16 protein-coding genes are annotated in these 20,402 nt (G+C 72.1%); 2 read left to right on the top strand and 14 right to left on the bottom strand.

Going from position 1 to position 20,402, the window contains the following annotated elements:
• The first annotated feature begins 156 nt into the window (after positions 1 to 156).
• The gene (gene coaE, locus QFW77_RS05265; protein ID WP_280573295.1) at positions 157 to 789 is read left to right on the top strand and encodes a dephospho-CoA kinase; all 633 of its coding nucleotides are present in this window, start codon (positions 157 to 159) and stop codon (positions 787 to 789) included.
• Positions 790 to 1,007: 218 nt separating this feature from the next.
• On the opposite strand, the gene QFW77_RS05260 is transcribed toward coaE, so the two are convergent.
• The 4 genes from QFW77_RS05260 to QFW77_RS05245 form a co-directional block, all read right to left on the bottom strand.
• Positions 1,008 to 1,490, bottom strand: a complete 483-nt coding sequence (locus QFW77_RS05260; protein WP_280573294.1) for an REP-associated tyrosine transposase — start codon at positions 1,488 to 1,490, stop codon at positions 1,008 to 1,010.
• A gap of 290 nt (positions 1,491 to 1,780) precedes the next feature.
• Positions 1,781 to 2,767, bottom strand: coding sequence for a Nudix family hydrolase (locus tag QFW77_RS05255; RefSeq protein ID WP_280573293.1), 987 nt, complete (start codon positions 2,765 to 2,767; stop codon positions 1,781 to 1,783).
• A gap of 210 nt (positions 2,768 to 2,977) precedes the next feature.
• The gene (gene secA, locus QFW77_RS05250; RefSeq protein ID WP_280573292.1) at positions 2,978 to 5,716 is read right to left on the bottom strand and encodes a preprotein translocase subunit SecA; all 2,739 of its coding nucleotides are present in this window, start codon (positions 5,714 to 5,716) and stop codon (positions 2,978 to 2,980) included.
• A 307-nt stretch (positions 5,717 to 6,023) separates the two neighbouring features.
• Entirely contained in the window at positions 6,024 to 6,935 is a 912-nt protein-coding gene (locus QFW77_RS05245; protein ID WP_425603276.1) for a M23 family metallopeptidase, read from the bottom strand.
• A gap of 7 nt (positions 6,936 to 6,942) precedes the next feature.
• Between QFW77_RS05245 and QFW77_RS05240 the strand changes: the two genes are divergently transcribed.
• Positions 6,943 to 7,389, top strand: coding sequence for a DciA family protein (locus QFW77_RS05240; RefSeq protein ID WP_280573309.1), 447 nt, complete (start codon positions 6,943 to 6,945; stop codon positions 7,387 to 7,389).
• A gap of 351 nt (positions 7,390 to 7,740) precedes the next feature.
• Here QFW77_RS05240 and lpxC read toward each other — a convergent pair whose 3' ends face one another.
• The 10 genes from lpxC to QFW77_RS05190 all read right to left on the bottom strand — a co-directional run bounded on the left by lpxC (position 7,741) and on the right by QFW77_RS05190 (position 20,402).
• Positions 7,741 to 8,649 (bottom strand): UDP-3-O-acyl-N-acetylglucosamine deacetylase, encoded by a 909-nt coding sequence (gene lpxC, locus QFW77_RS05235; protein ID WP_280573290.1) that lies wholly within the window; start codon positions 8,647 to 8,649, stop codon positions 7,741 to 7,743.
• Between the two features lie 442 nt (positions 8,650 to 9,091).
• Positions 9,092 to 10,330 carry a cell division protein FtsZ gene (ftsZ, locus tag QFW77_RS05230; protein WP_280573289.1) on the bottom strand — a complete coding sequence of 413 codons (1,239 nt, stop codon included), beginning with the start codon at positions 10,328 to 10,330 and terminating at the stop codon, positions 9,092 to 9,094.
• Positions 10,331 to 10,582: 252 nt separating this feature from the next.
• Positions 10,583 to 11,818: a cell division protein FtsA gene (gene ftsA, locus QFW77_RS05225; RefSeq protein ID WP_280573288.1), complete on the bottom strand. Its 1,236-nt coding sequence runs from the start codon at positions 11,816 to 11,818 to the stop codon at positions 10,583 to 10,585.
• Positions 11,815 to 12,708, bottom strand: coding sequence for a cell division protein FtsQ/DivIB (locus QFW77_RS05220; protein WP_280573287.1), 894 nt, complete (start codon positions 12,706 to 12,708; stop codon positions 11,815 to 11,817). Before QFW77_RS05220 ends, ftsA begins: the two co-directional genes overlap by 4 nt.
• Positions 12,705 to 13,664, bottom strand: a complete 960-nt coding sequence (locus QFW77_RS05215) for a D-alanine--D-alanine ligase (protein ID WP_280573286.1) — start codon at positions 13,662 to 13,664, stop codon at positions 12,705 to 12,707. The genes QFW77_RS05220 and QFW77_RS05215 overlap by 4 nt, the downstream gene beginning before the upstream one ends.
• Positions 13,661 to 15,109, bottom strand: a complete 1,449-nt coding sequence (gene murC, locus QFW77_RS05210; RefSeq protein ID WP_280573285.1) for a UDP-N-acetylmuramate--L-alanine ligase — start codon at positions 15,107 to 15,109, stop codon at positions 13,661 to 13,663. Before murC ends, QFW77_RS05215 begins: the two co-directional genes overlap by 4 nt.
• A complete protein-coding gene (gene ftsW / locus QFW77_RS05205) occupies positions 15,106 to 16,410 on the bottom strand; it encodes a putative lipid II flippase FtsW (protein ID WP_280573284.1) in 1,305 nt (434 codons plus the stop codon). The genes murC and ftsW overlap by 4 nt, the downstream gene beginning before the upstream one ends.
• Entirely contained in the window at positions 16,410 to 17,495 is a 1,086-nt protein-coding gene (mraY, locus tag QFW77_RS05200; protein ID WP_280573283.1) for a phospho-N-acetylmuramoyl-pentapeptide-transferase, read from the bottom strand. The genes ftsW and mraY overlap by 1 nt, the downstream gene beginning before the upstream one ends.
• The gene (locus QFW77_RS05195; RefSeq protein ID WP_280573282.1) at positions 17,485 to 18,897 is read right to left on the bottom strand and encodes a UDP-N-acetylmuramoyl-tripeptide--D-alanyl-D-alanine ligase; all 1,413 of its coding nucleotides are present in this window, start codon (positions 18,895 to 18,897) and stop codon (positions 17,485 to 17,487) included. The genes mraY and QFW77_RS05195 overlap by 11 nt, the downstream gene beginning before the upstream one ends.
• A complete protein-coding gene (locus QFW77_RS05190; protein WP_280573280.1) occupies positions 18,894 to 20,402 on the bottom strand; it encodes a UDP-N-acetylmuramoyl-L-alanyl-D-glutamate--2,6-diaminopimelate ligase in 1,509 nt (502 codons plus the stop codon). The genes QFW77_RS05195 and QFW77_RS05190 overlap by 4 nt, the downstream gene beginning before the upstream one ends.

Below are 20,402 nucleotides of genomic sequence, written 5' to 3'. Positions count from 1 at the left end.
CCTCATGCATCGCGGCGAAAACCGGGCGCGGGACTGCGCGGGCCTTCGCGGGCATGGGTCGCTCCTACGGGGGGCCGGTGTCGCTGCGGCGCGGGCATGTCCGCGGGAAACTCCCGCCACCTTTCGCCGCGGCCCGCAGGCAGGTACAACGGGCGCATGAGCGACTACATCATCGGCCTGACCGGCGGCGTGGCGTCCGGCAAGAGCGAGGTCACGCGGCGGTTCGAGTCGCTGGGGGTGGTGGTGGCCGACGCCGACCTGGCGGCGCGCGAGGCGGTGGCAGTGGGCAGCGCCGGGCTGGCGGAAGTGGTGGAGGCGTTCGGGGAGCAGATCCTGGACGCGGCCGGCGCGCTGGACCGCGCGGCGATGCGGCGGCGGGTGTTCATGGACGATGCCCAACGGCATCGGCTCGAGGCGATCGTGCACCCGCGGGTGCGCATGGCGCTGCGTGCGGCCTGCGAAGTGGCACCCGGGCCGTACGCCATCGCCGCGATCCCGCTGCTGGCCGAGGGCGGCGGCAGGGCGACCTATCCCTGGCTGCAGCGCATCCTGGTGGTGGACGTGCCGCGGGCGGCGCAACTGGCCCGGCTGCTCCGCCGCGACGGCATCGACGAGACCCTGGCGAACCGGATGATCGAGGTCCAGGCCACCCGCCGGGAGCGGCTGGCGCTGGCGGACGACACGATCTTCAACGACGGCCCGCTCGATGCGCTGGACGCGCACGTGGCGGCGCTCGACCGGCGCTACCGTGCGCTGGCGAAGGCCGCGGCGGCCGAAACGCCCGCGTAGGCCGCCCGCCCGCCCGCCTGTCCCGGCCATGGCTGGACCGGCCGCACCGCGGCGTGGCCCCTCGTAGGAGCGTGCCATGCACGCGAAAGCCGGCACGGTTGGGGCGCATCCGCGATTGCCGCCGACCCGGCCGGATGCCCTCGCGGCTTTGGCGGCCATGGGCCGCTGCTACGGGAACCTGCCGTTGTCGGAATCCACAGGCCCCGACCGGATGACACCTAGAGCCAGACCGCGTTCCAGAACGGGTAGTCGGCGGGGCGGCGGGCGAGGCCGGCGCGGATCGGGTTGCCGACGATGTAGCGTGCCAGGCTGCGCAGGTCTTCTTCCTTGCGCAACGCGTGGTCGTGGTATGCCCTGCCCCACACGCGGCCGGTCCGGCCGGTGGCCCGGTTGATCCGCCGCGCGCTGCCGGACTTGAGGGTTCGCAACATGGCCGCCAGAGGGAAGGCTTCGTCCAGGCGGAGCAGGCAGTGCACGTGATCCGGCATCACCACCCAGGCGAGGACGGATGCGCCCGGCGTCAGCGCCGGGTCGTTCAGGGCAGCCGCCGCCGCGCAGGCGGCGGGGAACGCCTGGAACAGCGGGTCGCGGCCGTGGGTGGTGAAGGTGACGTGGTGGGCCTGGCCGCGCATCGAGACGCGGCCGGCGCGCAATGCGGCGTGGCCGCGGACGGGGGGCGGGGATGCGGTGGTCGTGGTCATGCCTCATCCTCGCGGGGGCGGGATCTGCCGGAAATCCGGGATCCCCGCATCCGCCGGTCGGGGTTTCCCGAATCGCGCGTAGGCGCCACCCGGTGTCGCCAGCCGCGGTAGGAGCGACCCATGGTCGCGAAGGCCGGCATGGTCTGGTGCGGGACGGAGGTCCGGACCCGCGGCGCCCGGTCCGCGGACGCCCAATCCGGGTCCGGGCCGCGCACGCGCGAGCCGGTTCCGGGCAATACGGCGTTCGCGGGAGAGCGAACTGTGCGGGTCTTCGCGGGCATGGCCCGCTCCTACTGGGGGCGGGTTGGACGGTCCGGGGGGTGAGGGTGCTGCGGCCAGAGGCCGCGGATGGCGGCGATGCCCTGGGCGCCGTGGCGACGGGCCTGCGCAAGGTCGGCGGGCCCCAGACCGCCGATGGCGTAGAGGGGCAGCGAGACCGCCTCGCGCAGGGCGGCGAAGCCGGCCCAGCCGAGGATGCGGCCCTGCGGGTGGCTGGGGGTGGCGGCGAGGGTCCCCAGCACCGCGAAGTCGCAGCCGAGACGTTCGGCGTGGCGAAGCTCGTCCGCGCCGTGGCACGAGGCCGCCAGCGGCTGGTCCGGGGGAAGCGGCCGCTCGACCAGTCCGGCGAGCTGCGCCGCGCGCAGGTGCAGGCCCGCGCCGGTGGCGCGCGCCAGCGCGATATCGGCGCCGATCATGCCCTGGGCCCCGGCCGCCCGGCACAGCGCCAGGGCCGCGGCGACCAAGCGTTCGCGCCTGCCCGGCTCCACGCCGGGCAGGCGCAGGTGCACCAGGCCGACGCCGGCGGCAAGCGCCTGGCGTAGCCCTTCGAGCCAGGCCTCGCCGCAGCCCGCCGCCGGCTCCGGGGTCACCAGGTAGCGATCGGGCCGCAGCAGCGCGGCCACCACTGGGCGGTCCGCCGCGGGCATCTGGTAGCTGGCCAGGCGCTGGCGGGGCACCCAGGCCAGCGCCTGGCCCTCGTGCCCCTGCGGGGTGCCGCGCCAGGCGCTCACGTGGCGCACGTCCAGGCGCAGGCGCTTGTGCGGGTAGGCATGCGGCACCACGATCAGCTCGGCGCCGACCTCGGCCTCGATCCCCAGTTCCTCGCGCAGTTCGCGAACCAGCGCCTGCTCGGGGGATTCGCCCGGCTCGCGCTTGCCGCCGGGGAATTCCCACAGGCCGGCCAGGTCGCGGCCCTCGGTGCGGCGGGTGAGCAGGATGCGCCCGCCAGGATCGGCGATGACGGCGGCAACGACCTCGACGGGCGGCGCCTCAGGCATGAAGCCGCGTCGGTCGCGCCAGCGAAGCGGCGGCGCAGGGCCGTAGGAGCGCGCCATGCGCGCGAAACCCGGCGCGGGGGGCAATGCCGGCGATCACCGCCAGCCTGGCCGGAGCCACCCGCGGCCTTCGCGGCCATGGCCGCTCCTACGGGGGAGGTCGGACTCCCCGCCGAACTGGTGCGGGCCGTGCGGCATGGCGTCGGGCCTGGATCAGGACAGCTGGCCGTGGCAGTGCTTGTACTTCTTGCCGCTGCCGCAGGGGCACGGGTCGTTGCGGCCGACCTTCGCGCCCTCGCGGACGATCGGCGCCTGCTGGCGCGGGCCGTCGTTCTGGTAGTCCGGCTCGGCGGCTTCCTCGTCGGCGCCGTAGCCGCCGGCGTCGGCGTGCTGGAACTGGGCCTGCTTCAGCCGGGCCTCGATCTGGCGGCGCTCCTCGGCCTCCATCGCCGCGATCTCGTCCTCGCTGCGCACCCGCACCCGCGCCAGCAGCGTGACCACCTCGCGCTTGACCTTGTCCAGCATGTCGGAGAACAGCGCGAAGGCCTCGCGCTTGTACTCCTGCTTCGGCTGCTTCTGCGCGTAGCCGCGCAGGTGGATGCCCTGGCGCAGGTAGTCCATGCGCCCCAGGTGTTCCTTCCAGTTCTGGTCGAGCACGTTGAGCATGATGTGCTTTTCCAGCATGCGCATGGTCTCGGGGCCGACCTGCGCCTCCTTGTCGGCGAACAGGCGCTCGGCGGACTCCGCCACGTGGGCGGCGATGCCCTCGGCGTCGAGCTCTTTCTGTGCACGCACCATGCCCTGCAGGTCCAGGCGCATGCCGAACTCCTGCTCCAGCGTGGCTTCCAGCCCCGGCAGGTCCCACTGCTCGTCGATCGACTCGGGCGGCACGTGGCGCGCGACGACGTCGGCCACCACGTCGGCGCGGATGCCGTCGATGTTCTCCTGCACGCTGTCGGCCTCGAGCAGTTCGTCGCGCTGTCCGTAGATGACCTTGCGCTGGTCGTTGTTGACGTCGTCGAAGTCGAGCAGGTTCTTGCGGATGTCGAAGTTGTGCGCCTCCACCTTGCGCTGCGCGTTGGCGATCTGCTTGGTCACCAGCGGGCTCTCGATGATGTCGTCCTCCTGCAGGCCCATCCGCGCCATCACCCGCTGCACCCAGTCGGCGGCGAAGATCCGCATCAGGTTGTCCTCGAGCGACAGGTAGAAGCGCGAGGAGCCCGGGTCGCCCTGGCGACCGGAACGGCCACGCAGCTGGTTGTCGATGCGCCGCGACTCGTGGCGCTCGGTGCCGATGATGTGCAGGCCGCCGGCGGCCTTGACCTGGTCGTGGCGCTGCTGCCAGGCAGCGCGCACCTGCGCCTTCTGCTCGGCGGTCGCGTCCTCGCCCAGCTCCGCCAGTTCGGTCTCGATGGCGCCGCCGAGCACGATGTCGGTGCCGCGGCCGGCCATGTTGGTGGCGATGGTGACCGCGCCGGGGCGGCCGGCGTTGGCGACGATCTGCGCCTCGCGCTCGTGCTGCTTGGCGTTGAGCACCTCGTGGGGAATGCCGGCTTCCTTCAGCTGCGCCGAGAGCAGTTCGGAGACCTCGATCGATGTGGTGCCGACCAGCACCGGCTGGCCCTTCTCGTGGCATTCGCGGATCTCGCGCGCCACCGCGCGGTACTTGCCGGCACGGTTGAGGAACACCGCGTCCGGGTGGTCCTTGCGCACCATCGGCCGGTGGGTGGGCACCACCACCACTTCCAGCCCGTAGATGCTCTGGAACTCGAAGGCCTCGGTGTCGGCGGTGCCGGTCATGCCGGCGAGCTTGCCGTACATGCGGAACAGGTTCTGGAAGGTGATGCTGGCGAGGGTCTGGTTCTCGCGCTGCACCGGCACGCCCTCCTTGGCCTCCACCGCCTGGTGCAGGCCGTCCGACCAGCGCCGCCCGGTCAGGGTGCGGCCGGTGAACTCGTCGACGATGATGACTTCGCCGTCGCGCACGATGTAGTCGACGTCGCGCTGGTAGATGGCGTGCGCGCGCATCGCCGCGTTGAGGTGGTGCACCACGTGGATGTTGTGGGGGTCGTAGAGGCCCTCGTCGGCCTGCAGGATGCCGGCCTTGCGCAGCAGCTCCTCGGCGTGCTCCTGGCCCGCCTCGGACATGTGCACCTGCTTCTGCTTCTCGTCGACCCAGAAGTCGCCCACGCCGTCCTCGACCTCCTGGCGCTTGAGCGAGGGCACGATGCGGTTGACCTTGATGTACAGCTCGGGCGACTCGTCGGCCGGGCCGGAGATGATCAGCGGCGTGCGCGCCTCGTCGATCAGGATCGAGTCGACCTCGTCGACGATGGCGAAGTTGAGCCCGCGCTGGTAGCGGTCGCCCTTCGAGAGCGCCATGTTGTCGCGCAGGTAGTCGAAGCCGAACTCGTTGTTGGTGCCGTAGGTGATGTCGGCGCCGTAGGCGGCGTGCTTGTCCGAATGCGGCATGCCCGGGTAGACCACGCCCACGCTCAGGCCCAGCCAGTTGTACAGCCGGCCCATCCAGGCGGCGTCGCGCCGCGCCAGGTAGTCGTTGACGGTGACCACGTGCACGCCCTTGCCTTCCAGGGCGTTGAGGTAGACCGGCAGGGTGGCGACCAGGGTCTTGCCCTCGCCGGTGCGCATCTCGGCGATCTTGCCCATGTGCAGCACCATGCCGCCGATCAGCTGCACGTCGTAGTGGCGCATGCCGAGCACGCGCCGCGACGCTTCGCGGCAGACCGCGAACGCCTCGGGCAGCAGCTTGTCCAGCGACTCGCCGTCGGCGACGCGCTGCCTGAACTCGGGGGTCTTGGCCTGCAGTTCTGCGTCGGTCAACGCCTGCATCGGCTCCTCGAGGGCGTTGACCTTGGCGGCGACCTTCTCGAGCTGTTTGACGAGGCGTTCGTTGCGGCTGCCGAAGACGCTGGTGAGCAGGCGATTGAGCATGGGTTTACCGGAAGTCGGGGATCGGAGCGCCGGATCCGCGCGGCGGCGCAGGATCCCGGCAACGAAAAAGGGCGCCGGGCGCCCTTTTTATGGCAACGCGCATTGTAGCGTGGGGCCGGCCGAGGCGCCTTTCAAGCGGCAGGCCCGGGCATGGCCCCGTACTTTGCGGCCGGCAGGAGCGGCCCATGGCCGCGAAGGCCGTGGAGGCTCCGGGCGGACTGGCGGTGATGGTCGGCACGGCCGACCGCGCCGGCTTTCGCGTGCATGGCACGCTCCTGCGGAACGGCGGCGCTGCGCCGGGGCGGGCTCAGCCGCGCTGGACGCCCATGTCGCCGAGGAACTTGCGCGGGTTGGCGACGCGGCCGTTCTCCCACACCTCGAAATGCACGTGGGCGCCGGTGGAGCGGCCGGTGGAGCCGGCACGGGCGATCTGCTGCCCGGCGCGCACCAGGTCGCCCACCTTCACCACGTTGCGCGAGTTGTGCGCATAGCGGGTGACGTAGCCGTTGCCATGGTCGACCTCGACCACGTTGCCGTAGCCGGAACGGTAGCCGGAGTAGCTGACCACGCCGTCGGCCACCGACATCACCGGGTCGCCGGTGCGCGCATCGAAATCGATGCCCTTGTGGAACGCGCGCCCGCCGCCGAAGGGATCGGCGCGGTTGCCGTAGCCCGACGTGATGTAGGTGCTGGCCACCGGCGAGCGCGACGGCAGGGCGGCGCGTTCGAGTTCCTGGTCGAACAGCAGCGCCTCGAGCACCGAGAGCTGGTCGCCGGAGGCGCTCAGTTCGGCGTCCACCGTGTCCATGCCCTCGCGCAGGCCGCGCGCAGGCATGTCCTGCACCGGGCCGGGACCGCCCAGGGCCACCGGCGCGTTGAAGTCGAACTCGCCGTCGCCGAGCTTGCCGATCCGGGTCAGCCGCTCGCCGAGCGCGTTCAGGCGGTTGGCCTGCGCCTGCAGCTCGCCCATGCGCGCGGCCAGGGCGTTGACCTCGCGCTGGGCCTCGCGGCGGGTGGATTCGAGGCTCGCCTCCTGCTGCAGGGTCTTGGCGTGCAGCCGCGAGATCTCGCTAGCTCCCATGCTGGCGCCGAACAGCATGCCGGCGACGGCGATGACGGCGGCGGCCGCGAAGGGCTTGCGCATGGCGGCCGTGCGGGCGCGCCCGAGCCAGTGCATGATGCGGATCCGCGCCTGGTTGGTGATGCTGTGTAGAGTCATGCTTCCGATGTCTGGTTCACGATCCAAGCCTGCGGGAACCGTCCGCGCCACCTCCGCCCAGCCGGCGCTCGATGCGCTGCTGGCGGGTGCCGCCGGCGATCCCGTCCGCCGTGCCCTGTGGCTCGACGCGCTGGATCAGCGATTGCGCTCCCTGCTGCCGTCGCCGCTCGCCGCGCATGCGCGGCTGGGCAATGTCGACGGCCGCAGGCTCGTCTACCTCGTCGACGCCCCGGTCTGGCACGCCAGATTGAGGCTGGCCGGCCCGGAGCTGCTCGACGGGGCCCGCTCCATCGGGCTGGATGTCACCGAGTTCGTCGTCAAGACCACCCGGCCGGTGCCGCAGCCTCCCCAGCCCGCATCGGCCGCACGTCCCATGTCGGCGCGCGCGGGTGAAGCCTTGCGCGACGCCGTGGCGACCCTGGCCGATGACGACCCCGGCAAGGGCACCTCCTGAACCACCCCGCCTGCGTCTCCCGGCAAGACCGGGTGAAGAAAGCGTGGGCGACGCGGCATCCTAACGAGCGCGTCCGGGCCGGGGGTTAACGGCCCGCTAATATTCAAGAAAATGAACGTTATTTTTTAGTTAATTATTCACGGATTGCTCACTTTTGTGAGCAGGGTCCGTTTCGCCGCGGTGCGTAATCGGACCCCGAAGAGTCTCCCCCGGTCGATGCAATTCCGGTGCCGCCGGCCCGCAGGAGGCGCGCACGGCGGGAAATGGCCGCGCGCTCGCAGCGCCGCCGCGCCCGGAGGGGCGGGCACCGCTCCTACGAAAAAGCAGGTCGGGGAGCGACAGCGCCCCCGGTCAGGCGGCGACGGGCGGGCCGTAGGCCAGCGGCTCGGGCACGCCGTCCTCGAAGGTCACCTCTTCCCAGACCGAACGCTCGGCCATCAGCGCGCGCGCCAGCTTGTTGTTGAGCGCGTGACCGGACTTGTGCCCTTCGTAGGCGCCGAGGATGGCGTGGCCGGCCAGGTACAGGTCGCCGATCGCGTCGAGGATCTTGTGGCGGACGAACTCGTTGGCGTAGCGCAGGCCGTCGTCGTTGAGGACGCGGAACTCGTCGAGCACGATGGCGTTGTCCATCGAGCCGCCGAGACCCAGGTTGCGCTCGCGCATGAACTCCAGGTCGCGCATGAAGCCGAAGGTACGCGCGCGGCTGACCTCGCGGATGTACGCCTCGGTGGAGAAGTCCACCACCGCCCGCGATTGCGCGGTCGGGATCGCGGGATGGTCGAATTCGATGGTGAAGCCGAGGCGAAAGCCGTCGTAGGGTTCGAAGCGCGCGACCTTGTCGCCGTCGCGCACCTCCACCGGGCGCTTGATCCGGATGAAGCGCTTGGGCGCATCCTGCAGCACGATACCGGCCGACTGCAGCAGGAACACGAATGGCCCGGAAGAACCGTCCATGATCGGCACTTCGGCCGCGGACAGTTCGACGTGCAGGTTGTCGATGCCCAGGCCGGCCAGCGCCGACATCAGGTGCTCCACGGTCATGACCTTGCCGGCGCCGCGGGTCAGCCCGGTGCAGAGCATGGTCTCGGTGACCAGGTCGGCGCGCGCGGGGATCTCCACGACCGGGTCGAGGTCGACGCGGCGGAACACGATGCCGCTGTCGGCCGGCGCCGGGCGCAGGGTGAGGTAGACCTTCTCGCCACTGTGCAGCCCCACGCCGGTGGCGCGGATGATGTTCTTGGTGGTGCGTTGCTTGGGCATGGGCTAGGGCCTAGCGTCAGTGGGGGTCCGGAAGCCGCGCGGCGGCTGGCTGCCCAGGGCCTAACGGCGGAAGATTAGCACGCGCCCCGCTGAACCTGAACGAAAGCGGCGGCCGCGCAGAGCGCGCTCGCGCCTGCTGCCATCCCGCGGCGGGAGCGCCCGGTGGACGCCGGAGCAAAAATCCACCGGGCCCGGCGGCCCGGTGGCAAAGGACATGAACTCCGCCGTCGGTCCCTCCCCGCATTGCCCGCGCCGGGAGGGCGCCGTCGAACCGCGCCGGCACGGTGGACGACCGTGCGGCGATCACGCAGACCGGCATGACGCTCCGATCGGGGCGAGGCGCTCGCGCGGCGCGGCGCCCGCGCCACCTCCCGGGCCGCTGCCGGCCGGTCTCTCGCCCCCGCCTGTGGTGGTCGCCACTGGCGCTCGGGGGTCTGCCCGATCAGTCCGCCTGGCGCCGCAAGAACGCCGGGATGTCCAGGTAGCTGCTGTCGTTGCCGAAGTCCGCCACCGCGGGCTTGGCCGAAGACTCCTCGCTGCGCCCGCGCAGGCTCGAGGCGATGCTCGGCGCCTGCGAGCCGCCGCCGACCGCGTCGTCGATCGGCAGCCCGGTGGTGCCATCGCGCTTGGCCTGGGTGTGGATGAGCTGCACCTGGGGGCGCCGTGCCGGCTCCTGCCCGTAGTCGCGGTCGCCGCCACGCACGCCCTGCCGGGCGGCGCCGCGGTTGAGGCCGGTGGCCACCACGGTGACGCGCACCTCGTCCTGCATGTCCTGATCGAGCACGGTGCCGATGACGATGGTCGCGTCCTCGCTGGCGAAGTTCTCCACGGTGCGGCCGACCTCGTCGAACTCGCTCATGGTGAAATCCGGGCCGGCGGTGATGTTGACCAGGATGCCGTTGGCGCCGGCCAGGTTGACGTCGTCGAGCAGCGGATTCTGGATCGCGGACTCGGCGGCGGCCTGGGCGCGGTCGTCGCCGCGGGCGGTACCGGTGCCCATCATCGCCAGGCCCATCTCGCTCATCACGGTGCGCACGTCGGCGAAGTCGACGTTGATCAGGCCGGGGCGCACGATCAGGTCGGCGATGCCCTGCACCGCGCCGAGCAGCACGTCGTTGGCCGCGCGGAACGCCTGGATCATCGTCGCGTTGCGGCCGAGCACCGAGATCAGCTTCTCGTTGGGGATGGTGATCAGCGAATCGCAGTGCTGCGACAGGTCCTCGATGCCCTTGAGCGCCACCTGCATGCGGCGGCGGCCCTCGAACGGGAACGGCTTGGTCACCACCGCCACCGTCAGGATGCCCATCTCCTTGGCCAGCTGCGCCACCACCGGCGCCGCGCCGGTGCCGGTGCCGCCGCCCATGCCCGCGGTGATGAACACCATGTCGGCGCCCTGCAGCGCGTCCATGATGATCTCGCGGTCCTCGAGCGCGGCCTGGCGGCCGACCTCGGGATTGGCGCCCGCGCCCAGCCCCTTGGTGACGTTGCCGCCGAGCTGCAGCTGCAGCTTGGCGCCGCAGTTCTTGATCGCCTGCGCGTCGGTGTTGGCGGTGATGAACTCCACCCCGTCCACGCTGCTGTTGACCATGTGGCCCACGGCGTTGCCGCCGCCGCCGCCCACGCCGATCACCTTGATGACGGCGTTGGGTGCCATCTTCTCTACCAGTTCGAAATGCGCCATGTCCGTGTCCTCGTTGTAAGAGCCGGGATTGGCGGTTCGTGATCGGCGATTCGGGGGAGCCATGCCCCGAACCTCGCTCCACGTGCCGCACCGGCGTTTGTTTGGTTTTTTATGGTTGCCCTGCAATCGGTTCGTCTTTCGCCTGCCGCGTCCTACAAACCCCTGTTCCAATGCCATCCGGTGGTACCTCTATCCGCGCTCCGCCCTTTCCGAATCATCAAGCGCGAATCACGAATCACCGGGGCGGGTTCGTCAGAACTCGCCCCGGTACCACTCCTTCAACTTCTTGAAGAAACTTCCCGCCCGCCCGGTCGGGATCACCGGGCGGCGGGGGTTCTCGATCTGGCTGCCCATCAGCAGCAGGCCGACGCCGGTGGCGTGCACCGGGTTGCCGACCACCTCGCCCAGGCCGGTGACGTGCTGCGGAATGCCCACCCGCACCGGCATCTGCAGCATTTCCTCGGCCAGCTCGACCACGCCTTCCATCTTCGCGGCGCCGCCGGTGAGCACCATGCCGGCGCGCACGTGCTGCTCGAAGCCCGAGCGGCGCAGTTCCGCCTGCACCATCTCGAAGATCTCCTCGTAGCGCGCCTGCACCGCCTGCGCCAGCGACTGCCGCGGCAGCCGCCGCGGCGGGCGGTCGCCCACGCTCGGCACCTGGATCGACTCCTCGCTGGTGGCCAGCTGCGCCAGCGCGCAGGCGTAGCGAACCTTGATCTGCTCGGCCTCCGGCGTGGGCGTGCGCAGCATGTGCGCGATGTCCTCGGTGACCTTGTCGCCGGCGATCGGCAGGCTCGAGGTGTGGCAGATCGCCCCCTGCACGAACACCGCCAGGTCGGTGGTCCCCGCGCCGAGGTCGACCAGCACCACGCCGAGCTCGCGCTCGTCGCCGGTCAGCACCGCGGTGCTCGACGCCAGCGACGACAACACCAGGTCGTCGATCTGCAGGCCGCAGCGCTGCACGCACTTGCTGATGTTGGCGGCCGCCGACTGCGCGCAGACCACCAGGTGCGCGTGCACCTCCAGGCGCACGCCGGTCATGCCGACGGGGTTGCGGATGCCTTCCTGGGAGTCGTCGAGCACGTACTCGCGCGGGATCGCGTGGAGGATCCGCTGGTCGGCCGGGATCGCCACCGCCTTGGCGGCCTCGAGCACCCGGTCCAGGTCCGCCCAGGTGACTTCGCCGTCGCGGATCGGCACGATCCCGGGCGAGTTCTTGCACTGCACGTGGTTGCCCGAGATCGACGCGTACACCGAGCGGATCTCGCAGCCCGCCATCAGCTCGGCCTCCTCGATCGCGCGCTGGATCGACTGCACCGTGGACTCGATGTCGACCACTACGCCGCGCTTGAGCCCGCGCGATTCGTGCGAGCCGATGCCGATCACCTCGATGGGGTTGCCCGGCGAATACTCGCCGACCAGCGCCACCACCTTGGAGGTGCCGATGTCGAGGCCGACGATGAGGGCCTTGTCGCCTTTTCGGTTCATGTGTTTGGGCCGGGATTCGTGTTTCGTGATTCGTGATTCGCAAGAGCGGAACGCCTGGACTCCGGCATGGAGACTCCGGGCGGCACCAGCCGGTTGCCGGCGCCACCGGAACGCCCGAATGCAGCGAACGCCGCCGGCGTACGGGGGGGCGCGTTGCCGAACGCCATGCCCGATTCCCCACTCTCGGCTTCCGGCGCGTCGGACCACTCCAGGGCGAAGCCGTTGGTGTAGCGGAGGTCGGCGCGGCGCAGCGGGCTGGTCTCCTGCTGCAGCAGCCGCGGCAGCAGGCGCGCGAAGCGCTCGAGCCGGGTGCGCGCCTGCTGGCTGCCGATGGTCACCTCGGTGCCGTTGGAAAGGGTCAGCGACCAGCTGCCGCGCGGGTCCAGGGTCAGCCGCCGGACCTCGTAGCCGATCGGGGTGAACAGCACCCGCGACTCGTTGTAGAGCGCCACCACGTCGGCCACCCTGGCCTCCGGGCCGTCCAGCAGCGGCAGCCGCGGCGGCGGGTCGATGCCGGCCGCCGGGAACAGCCGGCCCTGCTCGGAGAGCAGTCGCTCCCCGCCCCAGCGCGCGAACGGGCGGTGCTCGACGATGCGCACCTCGACCACGTCGGGCCAGCGCTTGCGCACCTCCGCCCGCTCGACCCAGGGCAGCCGCGCCACCGCCGCCTGCGCGTCGGCCAGGCGCATCGCGAAGAAGCCGTGCCGCGCGAACGGCAGCACCGCCTCGCGCAAGGTCCGGTCCTCCACCCGCTCCAGCTCGCCGACCACCCGCAGGGTGCGCAGCGGCCAGCGCTCGGCGCCGATCCAGCCCTGCAGCACCGCCACCACCGGCAGCGCGACCAGCGCCAGCGCCAGGGTCCACGCGACGATTCGCAGCAGCGCGGTCACAGCGCCGTCTCCAGGATCCGCCAGCACAGTTCCTCCATCTCCATGCCAGCCGCGCGGGCGGCCTTGGGGACCAGGGAGTGGCTGGTCATGCCCGGGGCCGTGTTGACCTCGAGCAGCTGGAACGCGCCGCCGGCGCGCTCGCGCATGAAATCCACCCGGCCCCAGCCGGCGCAACCGGCCGCGGCGAAGGCGCGCAGCGCGAGCGCGCCGATCTCCGCCTCGGCCTCGCCGGCCAGGCCCGGGCAGCGGTACTCGGTCTCGTCGGAGAGGTACTTGGCCTCGTAGTCGTACCAGTCGCCGCGCGGCACGATCTGGATCGACGGCAGCGCGTGCAGGGCATCGCCGGCGGCGAGCACGCCGACGGTCAGCTCGTCGCCCTCGATCAGGCGTTCCATCAGCAACTCGCCGGGGTAGCGCGCCGCCAGTTCGACCGCGGCGTCGAGGCCGGCATCGTCGAAGACCCGGCTGACGCCGACGCTGGAACCTTCCTGCGAAGGCTTGACGATCACCGGCAGCCCCAGGGCGCGCGCCGCGGCATGCACGTCCTCGCCCTTGCGCAGGCGCGCGTACCCGGGGGTCGGCAGGCCCAGGCTCAGCCACACCTGCTTGGTGCGGATCTTGTCCATCGTGAGCGCCGAGCCGAGCACCCCGGAGCCGGTGTAGGGCACCGCGAAGGCGTCCATCAGCCCCTGGACCACGCCGTCCTCGCCGCCGCCGCGCTGGCCGTGGAGGATGTTGAAGACCCGGTCGCAGCGGCGCTGCACCAGCGTCTCGACCAGCGCCGGGATGCCGTCGACCGCTTCCGCGTCGACGCCGCGCGCGCGCAGCGCCGCGAGCACCGCGTTGCCGGAGTCCAGCGAGACCGCGCGCTCCGAGCCGGTGCCGCCCATCAGCACGGCGATGCGGCCGAACGCGGCCGGGTCCGAGATCCTGGGCGGCGGCAGCCGGGCGCTCAAGCGTCGCCTCCGTCGAAGCCGTCGGCCGCCAGCTGCTGCACCACCTGGCCGATGTCGCCGGCCCCCATCATCAGCAGCAGGTCGCCGTCCTCGAGCAGGTCGGGCAGCACCCGCGGCAGTTCCTGGGCCGGGCCCACCACCACCGGATCGATGCGCCCGCGGGCGCGGATCGCGCGCGCCAGCGCCTTGGCGTCGGCGCCGGCGATCGGCGCCTCGCCGGCGGCGTAGACCTCGGTCAGCACCAGCGCGTCGACCTCCGACAGCACCCCGGCGAAGTCGTCCAGCAGGTCGCGGGTGCGGCTGTAGCGGTGCGGCTGGAACGCCACCACCAGGCGGCGATCCGGCCAGCCGCCGCGCGCCGCCTCGAACACCGCCTTCAGCTCCTTGGGGTGGTGCCCGTAGTCGTCGACCACCTGCACGGTCGCGCCGCGCGCGGTGCGCAGCTCGGCCAGCAGGTTGAAGCGGCGGCCGATGCCGGCGAACTTCTCCAGCGCGGCGGCGATCGCTGCCGGCGCCACCCCGAGCTGCCAGCCCACCGAGGCCGCGGCCAGGGCGTTCTGGACGTTGTGCCGCCCCGGCAGGGCCAGCGCCACCGCGGTGCGCGAGCCGTCCGGCAGGCGCAGGGTGAAGCGCATGCGCGGGCCGTCCTGGCCGACGTCCTCGGCGCGCACGTCGGCGGCGGCGTCGAAGCCGTAGGTGGTGACGTGGCGCGGGGTCTGCGCGGCCAGCGCCGCGACTTCCGCATCGTCGATGCAGAGCACCGCCAGTCCGTAGAACGGCAGCCGGTGCAGGAACTCGGAGAACGCCGCCTGCACCCGGGCGAAATCGCCGCCGTAGTTCTCCAGGTGGTCGGCGTCGATGTTGGTGACGATGGCGATCAACGGGTTCAGGCGCAGGAAGCTGCCGTCGCTTTCGTCGGCCTCGGCCACCAGCCAGTCGCTGCCGCCCAGGCGGGCGTTGGCGCCCGCGGCGAGCAGCTGGCCGCCGATGACGAAGGTCGGATCCAGCCCGCCCTCGGCCAGCACGCTGGCCAGCAGCGAGGTGGTGGTGGTCTTGCCGTGGGTGCCGGCCACGGCGATGCCGCGGCGGAAGCGCATCAGCTCGGCCAGCATCTCGGCGCGCGGGACCACCGGGATGCGCTGCGAACGCGCCTCCAGCAGTTCCGGGTTCTCGGCTCGGATCGCGCTGGAGACCACCACGCAATCGGTGCCGAGCACGTTGGCGGCGGCGTGACCGCGGTGCACGGTGGCACCGAGGGACTGCAGCCGGCGGGTGACCGCGTTGTCGGCGAGATCCGAACCCGACACCTCGTAGCCCAGGGTGCACAGCACCTCGGCGATGCCGCTCATCCCGGCACCGCCGATGCCGACGAAGTGCACCCGCGGGAACGCCCGGGCGACATCCGCGCCCGACAGGGTGCCGGCGTCGAGCAGGCGGCGGATCATGCGGTCCTCCCGAGCGTGGGTTCGACGCGCTGGCGCAGGCGGCTGGTGCCGCGCGCCGCGGCACCGGCGGCCGGGGCGCCGCCGCGCGCCGGTTCGGCCGGGGGCGGCGCCGGCTCCTGGGGCTGCGCCGCCTCGCCGCGCAGCCGCGCGACCTGGCGCTGGGCGCGATCGAGTTCGAAGGAAACCCGCAACAGCAGGCCGACCGCCACGCAGGTCATCAGCACGCTCGAGCCGCCCGAGGACACCAGCGGCAGGGTCAGGCCCTTGGTCGGCAGCAGGCCCAGGTTCACCCCGATCGACACCAGGCTCTGCAGGCCCAGCGACAGCGCCACGCCGAAAGCGCAGTAGCCAGCGAAGTGGCGGCGCATCTCCACGCACTTCAGGCCGATCCACAGCGCGCGCCCGACCAGCAGCGCGTACAGCCCGATCACCAGGCAGACGCCGGCGAAACCGAGTTCCTCGGCGATCACCGCCAGGATGAAATCGGTATGCGCCTCGGGCAGGTAGGACAGCTTCTGCACCGACGCGCCGAGGCCGACCCCGAACCACTCGCCGCGGCCGACCGCCATCAGCGCGTTGGCCAGCTGGTAACCGCTGTTGAACGGATCGGCGAACGGATCCATGAACGAGGTCAGCCGGCGCATGCGGTACGGCTCGGCGATGGCGACGATGGCCAGCAGCGGCAGCAGCACCAGCACCGGCGCGGCCATGCGCGGCATGTGCACGCCGCCCAGCACCAGCATGCCCGCGGTGATCGCCAGGATCAGCGCCAGCGAGCCGAAGTCCGGCTGCAGCACCAGCAGCAGCATCAGCCCGGCGGCGACCCCGAGCGGCTTGAGCATGGCGCCCCAGGTGGCGTTGACCTCGTCGCGGAAGCGCACCAGGTAGCTCGACAGCCACACGATGTACATCAGCTTCACCGCTTCCACCGTCTGGAAATTGGAGACGCCGAGGTTGATCCAGCGCCGCGCGCCGTTGACGGTATGGCCCAGCCCCGGCACGAACACCATCAGCAGCAGCACGAAACAGCCCAGCAGCAGCAGGCGGTCGTATTTTTCGATGGTGCGCATCTCGGTGCGCATCACCACCAGGCACAGCGCCACGCCCAGGCCGAGGAACATCAGGTGCCGGACCAGGAAGTAGAACGGCCCGACCTCGAGGTCCTCGCCGATCGCGATCGAGCTCGACGCCACCATCACCACCCCGAGCGTGGCCAGGGCGATCGCGGCGCCGAGCAGCCACGGGTCGAAGCGGCCGTGGATCGCGTCGAGACGGGTCGCCTGGTGGAAGTTGCCGTCCATCAGCGCACCTTCAGCGTGGCCAGGCCGACCAGCACCAGGATCACCGAGATGATCCAGAAGCGCACGATCACCCGCGGTTCCGGCCAGCCCTTGAGTTCGAAGTGGTGGTGGATCGGCGCCATCCGGAACACCCGGCGCCCGGTGAGCTTGAACGAGGCGACCTGGATCATCACCGACAGGGTCTCGATCACGAAGATCCCGCCCATGATCACCAGCACCAGCTCCTGGCGGACGATCACCGCGATGGTGCCGAGCACGGCCCCCAGCGCCAGCGCGCCGATGTCGCCCATGAACACCATCGCCGGATAGGTGTTGAACCAGAGGAAACCCAGCCCGGCCCCGGCGATCGCCGCGCAGATGATCACCAGCTCGCCGGCGCCGGGGATCCGCGGGATCTGCAGGTATTCGGAGAACTCGGCGTGCCCGGAGGCATAGGCGAACACGCCGAGCGCGCAGGCCACCAGCACCGTGGGCATGATCGCCAGCCCGTCCAGCCCGTCGGTCAGGTTGACCGCATTGGAGAAGCCGACGATCCAGAAGTACGCCAGCGCGACGAAGGTGACGCCCACCATCGGCAGCGCGATCGCCTTGAACAGCGGGATGTAGAACGTGGTCGCCGCCGGTACGTCGGCGGTGTAGTACAGGTACAACCCCGCGGCGAGCCCGAACAGCGATTGCAGCAGGTACTTCCAGCGCGACTTCAGGCCGTTGGGGTCGCGGCGGACGATCTTGATCCAGTCGTCGTACCAGCCGATCGCGCCGAACGCCAGCATCACCCCCAGCACCACCCAGACGTACTTGTTGCGCAGGTCGCCCCACAGCAGCACCGCGGCCAGCACCGAGATCAGGATCAGCGCCCCGCCCATGGTCGGGGTGCCGGCCTTGGAGAAATGCGTCTGCGGACCGTCCTGGCGAATCGGCTGGCCGCCCTTGTACTGGGCCAGCTTGCGGATCAGCGGCGGTCCCCACCACAGCGACAGCAGCAGCGCGGTCAGCGCCGCGAGGATGCCGCGGAAAGTGAGGTAGTTGAACAGCCCGAAGAAGCTCTCCAGACCCTGCAGCCAGCGCGCCAGCTCAAGCAGCATCGGCGGATTCCCCCTCGGTGGGCATTGCGGACACGATCCGCTCCATCGCGCTGCTGCGCGATCCCTTGACCAGCACCCGCACCGGCGCCGCGGAAGCGTCCGCGACCGCGGCGTCCAGGTCGGCGCGCAACGCCGCGGCCAGCGCCTCGTGCGAATCGAAGCGGCGGCCGCCGTCGCCGAATGCCTGCGCTGCGGCCGCGCTCAGCGGCCCGAGCGCGTACAGCCGCGCCAGCCCGGCGCGGCGCGCACGGTTGCCGGCCTCGGCATGCAGCGCTTCGGCGTCCGGGCCGAGTTCGCCCATGTCGCCGAGCACCAGCCAGCCATCGCCCGGCGCCGCGGCCAGGGTGTCGATGGCGGCCGCCAGCGACCCCGGGTTGGCGTTGTAGCTGTCGTCGATCAGCACCGCGCCGCCCGCCAGGCGGCGCCTGGCGAGCCGCCCGGCGACCGGCCGCGCCGCGGCCAGGGCGCTCGCGATGGCCGCGGCGTCGGCACCCGCGGCGGCTACCGCCAGCGCCGCGGCGGCGAGCGCGTTGCGGACGTTGTGGCGCCCGGCCAGGGGCAGCGCCACCTCGGCTTCGCCGTCCGGCAGCACCAGCACGAAGCGCGAGCCGTCCGCGCCGCAGCGCACCTGGCGCGCGGTCACCTCGGCGCTGGCCTCCAGCCCGAAGCGCAGCAGCCGGCGGCCGTGGGCGCGCTCGGCGAAGTACGGCGCGAACGCATCGTCGGCATTGATCACGGCGATCCCGTCGACCGGCAGCGCGTCGTAGATCGCCGCCTTGGTATCGGCCACGCCGAGCAGGCTGCCCATGCGCTCGAGATGCGCGGGCGCGATGTTGTTGACCAGCGCCACCTGCGGGCGCGCGACCGCGGTCAGCCAGGCGATGTCGCCGGGCTTGCCGGCGCCCATCTCGTAGACCGCGTAGTCGGCGTTCTCGGGCGCGTCGATCACCGCCAGCGGCAGCCCGATCTCGTTGTTGCGGTTGCCGGGATTGGCGTAGGCGGCGCCGGCGCGCTGCAGGATCGACAGCAGCATCTGCTTGACGCCGGTCTTGCCGTTGCTGCCGGTGATCGCGACCACCCGCGCCGGGCGGGCGCGCTGCAGGGCCGCGGCCATCGCCGCGAGCGCCTGCACGGTGTCGCCGACCACCAGCTGCGGCAGCGCGGTCTCGCACGGCCGCGACACCAGCGCCGCGCGCGCACCCAGTTCCGCCGCCGCGGCGACGTGGTCGTGGCCGTCGAAGCGCTCGCCGCGGATCGCCACGAACAGCGCGGCGCGTCCGTCGCCGGCGTCGAAGCGGCGGGTATCGGTCTCGACCGCGTCGATCAGCACGTCGCCGGCGCCGCCGGCGCGCAGCTCGCCGCCGGTCCAGCGCGCGATGCGCGAGAGCGGAACCGGGATCATGCCCTGCCCTCCAGCGCCGCGGCCGCGGCCTCGGTGTCGTCGAAGGGGTGGCGCACGCCGGCGATCTCCTGGTACGGCTCGTGGCCCTTGCCGGCCACCAGCACGATGTCGCCGGGCCCGGCTTCGCCGATGGCGCGATCGATCGCGCGGCGGCGGTCGCGCTGCACCGCCACCGCGGCGCGGTCGGCGAACCCCGCCAGGATGTCGGCGACGATCGCGTCGCCGTCCTCGCGGCGTGGGTTGTCGTCGGTGACGATCACCGCATCGGCGCCGGCCTCGGCGATCGCCGCCATCTGCGGGCGCTTGCCGCGGTCGCGCTCGCCGCCGCAGCCGAACACGCAGACGATGCGGCCGCGGGCGTGCGCGCGGAGGCTGGCCAGCGCCTGCTCCAGCGCGTCGGGGGTATGCGCGTAGTCGACAACCACCAGCGGGCGGCCGCCGCCGCCGAGGCGGTTCATTCGTCCGGCCACCGGCTGCAGCCGCGACAGCACCCCGGCGATCGCGTCCGGCGCCTCGCCCAGCGCGTACAGGGTGCCGGCCACGGCGAGCAGGTTGTCGACATTGAAGCGGCCGAGCAGCGCCGAGCGCACCGGGTGCGCCACGCCTTCGACCTGCAGTTCGAAGGCGATGCCGGCATCGTCCAGCGCCACTCCCATGGCGCGCACCGCGGCCGCCGGGTCGCCGCCCGCGCTGACGCCGACCGTCCGCGGCGTTACCGGGGCCGCTGCCCGCGCTGCCGGCGACGGCGCGGCGGCCGCCAGCCGCGCATGCAGCTCGCGGCCGAAGCCGTCGTCCAGGTTGATCACCGCGGCCGCGAGCCCAGGCCAGGCGAACAGTCGCGCCTTGGCGTCGCCATAGGCCCGCATGTCGCCGTGGTAGTCGAGGTGATCGCGGGTGAGGTTGGTGAACACCGCGACCCGGAAGTGCACGCCGTCGACGCGCCCCTGGTCGAGCGCATGCGAGCTGACCTCCAGCGCCACCGCCGCGGCGCCGGCGTCGCGCAGCCGCGCCAGCAGCGCGTGCATCTGCGAGACCTGCGGGGTCGTGAAGCCGGTCGGTGCCACTTCCCCGTGCAGCCCCGCGCCGAGCGTGCCGATGCTGCCGGCGCGCAGACCGCGCAGCGTCCAGGCCTGGGCCAGCAGCTGCACGGTCGAGGTCTTGCCGTTGGTGCCGGTGACGCCGACGGTCGCCATCGCCGCCGAGGGCGAGCCGTGCAGCCGGTCGGCCATCGCGCCCAGGCGGGCACGCAGCCCGGGCACGGCGATGGCGCCGCGGGGCACCGCCACGCCGTCCGGCGCCGGCGGCTCGAACAGGATCGCGCTGGCGCCGGCCGCCTCGGCCTGGTCGGCGAAGCGCAGCCCGTGGGTACCGAATCCCGGCAGGGCCACGAACGCCTCGCCGGCGCGCAGCCCGCGGCTGTCCTGCGACAGCCCGCCGATCCGCAGCCCTTCCGGCACGCCGGCAACGTCCGGAAGCAATTCGGCGAGGGCGATGGCAACGCTCAC

Origin of the sequence: Luteimonas endophytica (genome assembly GCF_029887875.1) — a bacterium.
In the GTDB taxonomy this organism is placed as follows: Bacteria; Pseudomonadota; Gammaproteobacteria; order Xanthomonadales; family Xanthomonadaceae; genus Luteimonas; species Luteimonas endophytica.
The sequence above is the reverse complement of the archived record's forward strand: the minus strand, read 5'-3'. Positions and strand labels throughout refer to the sequence as shown.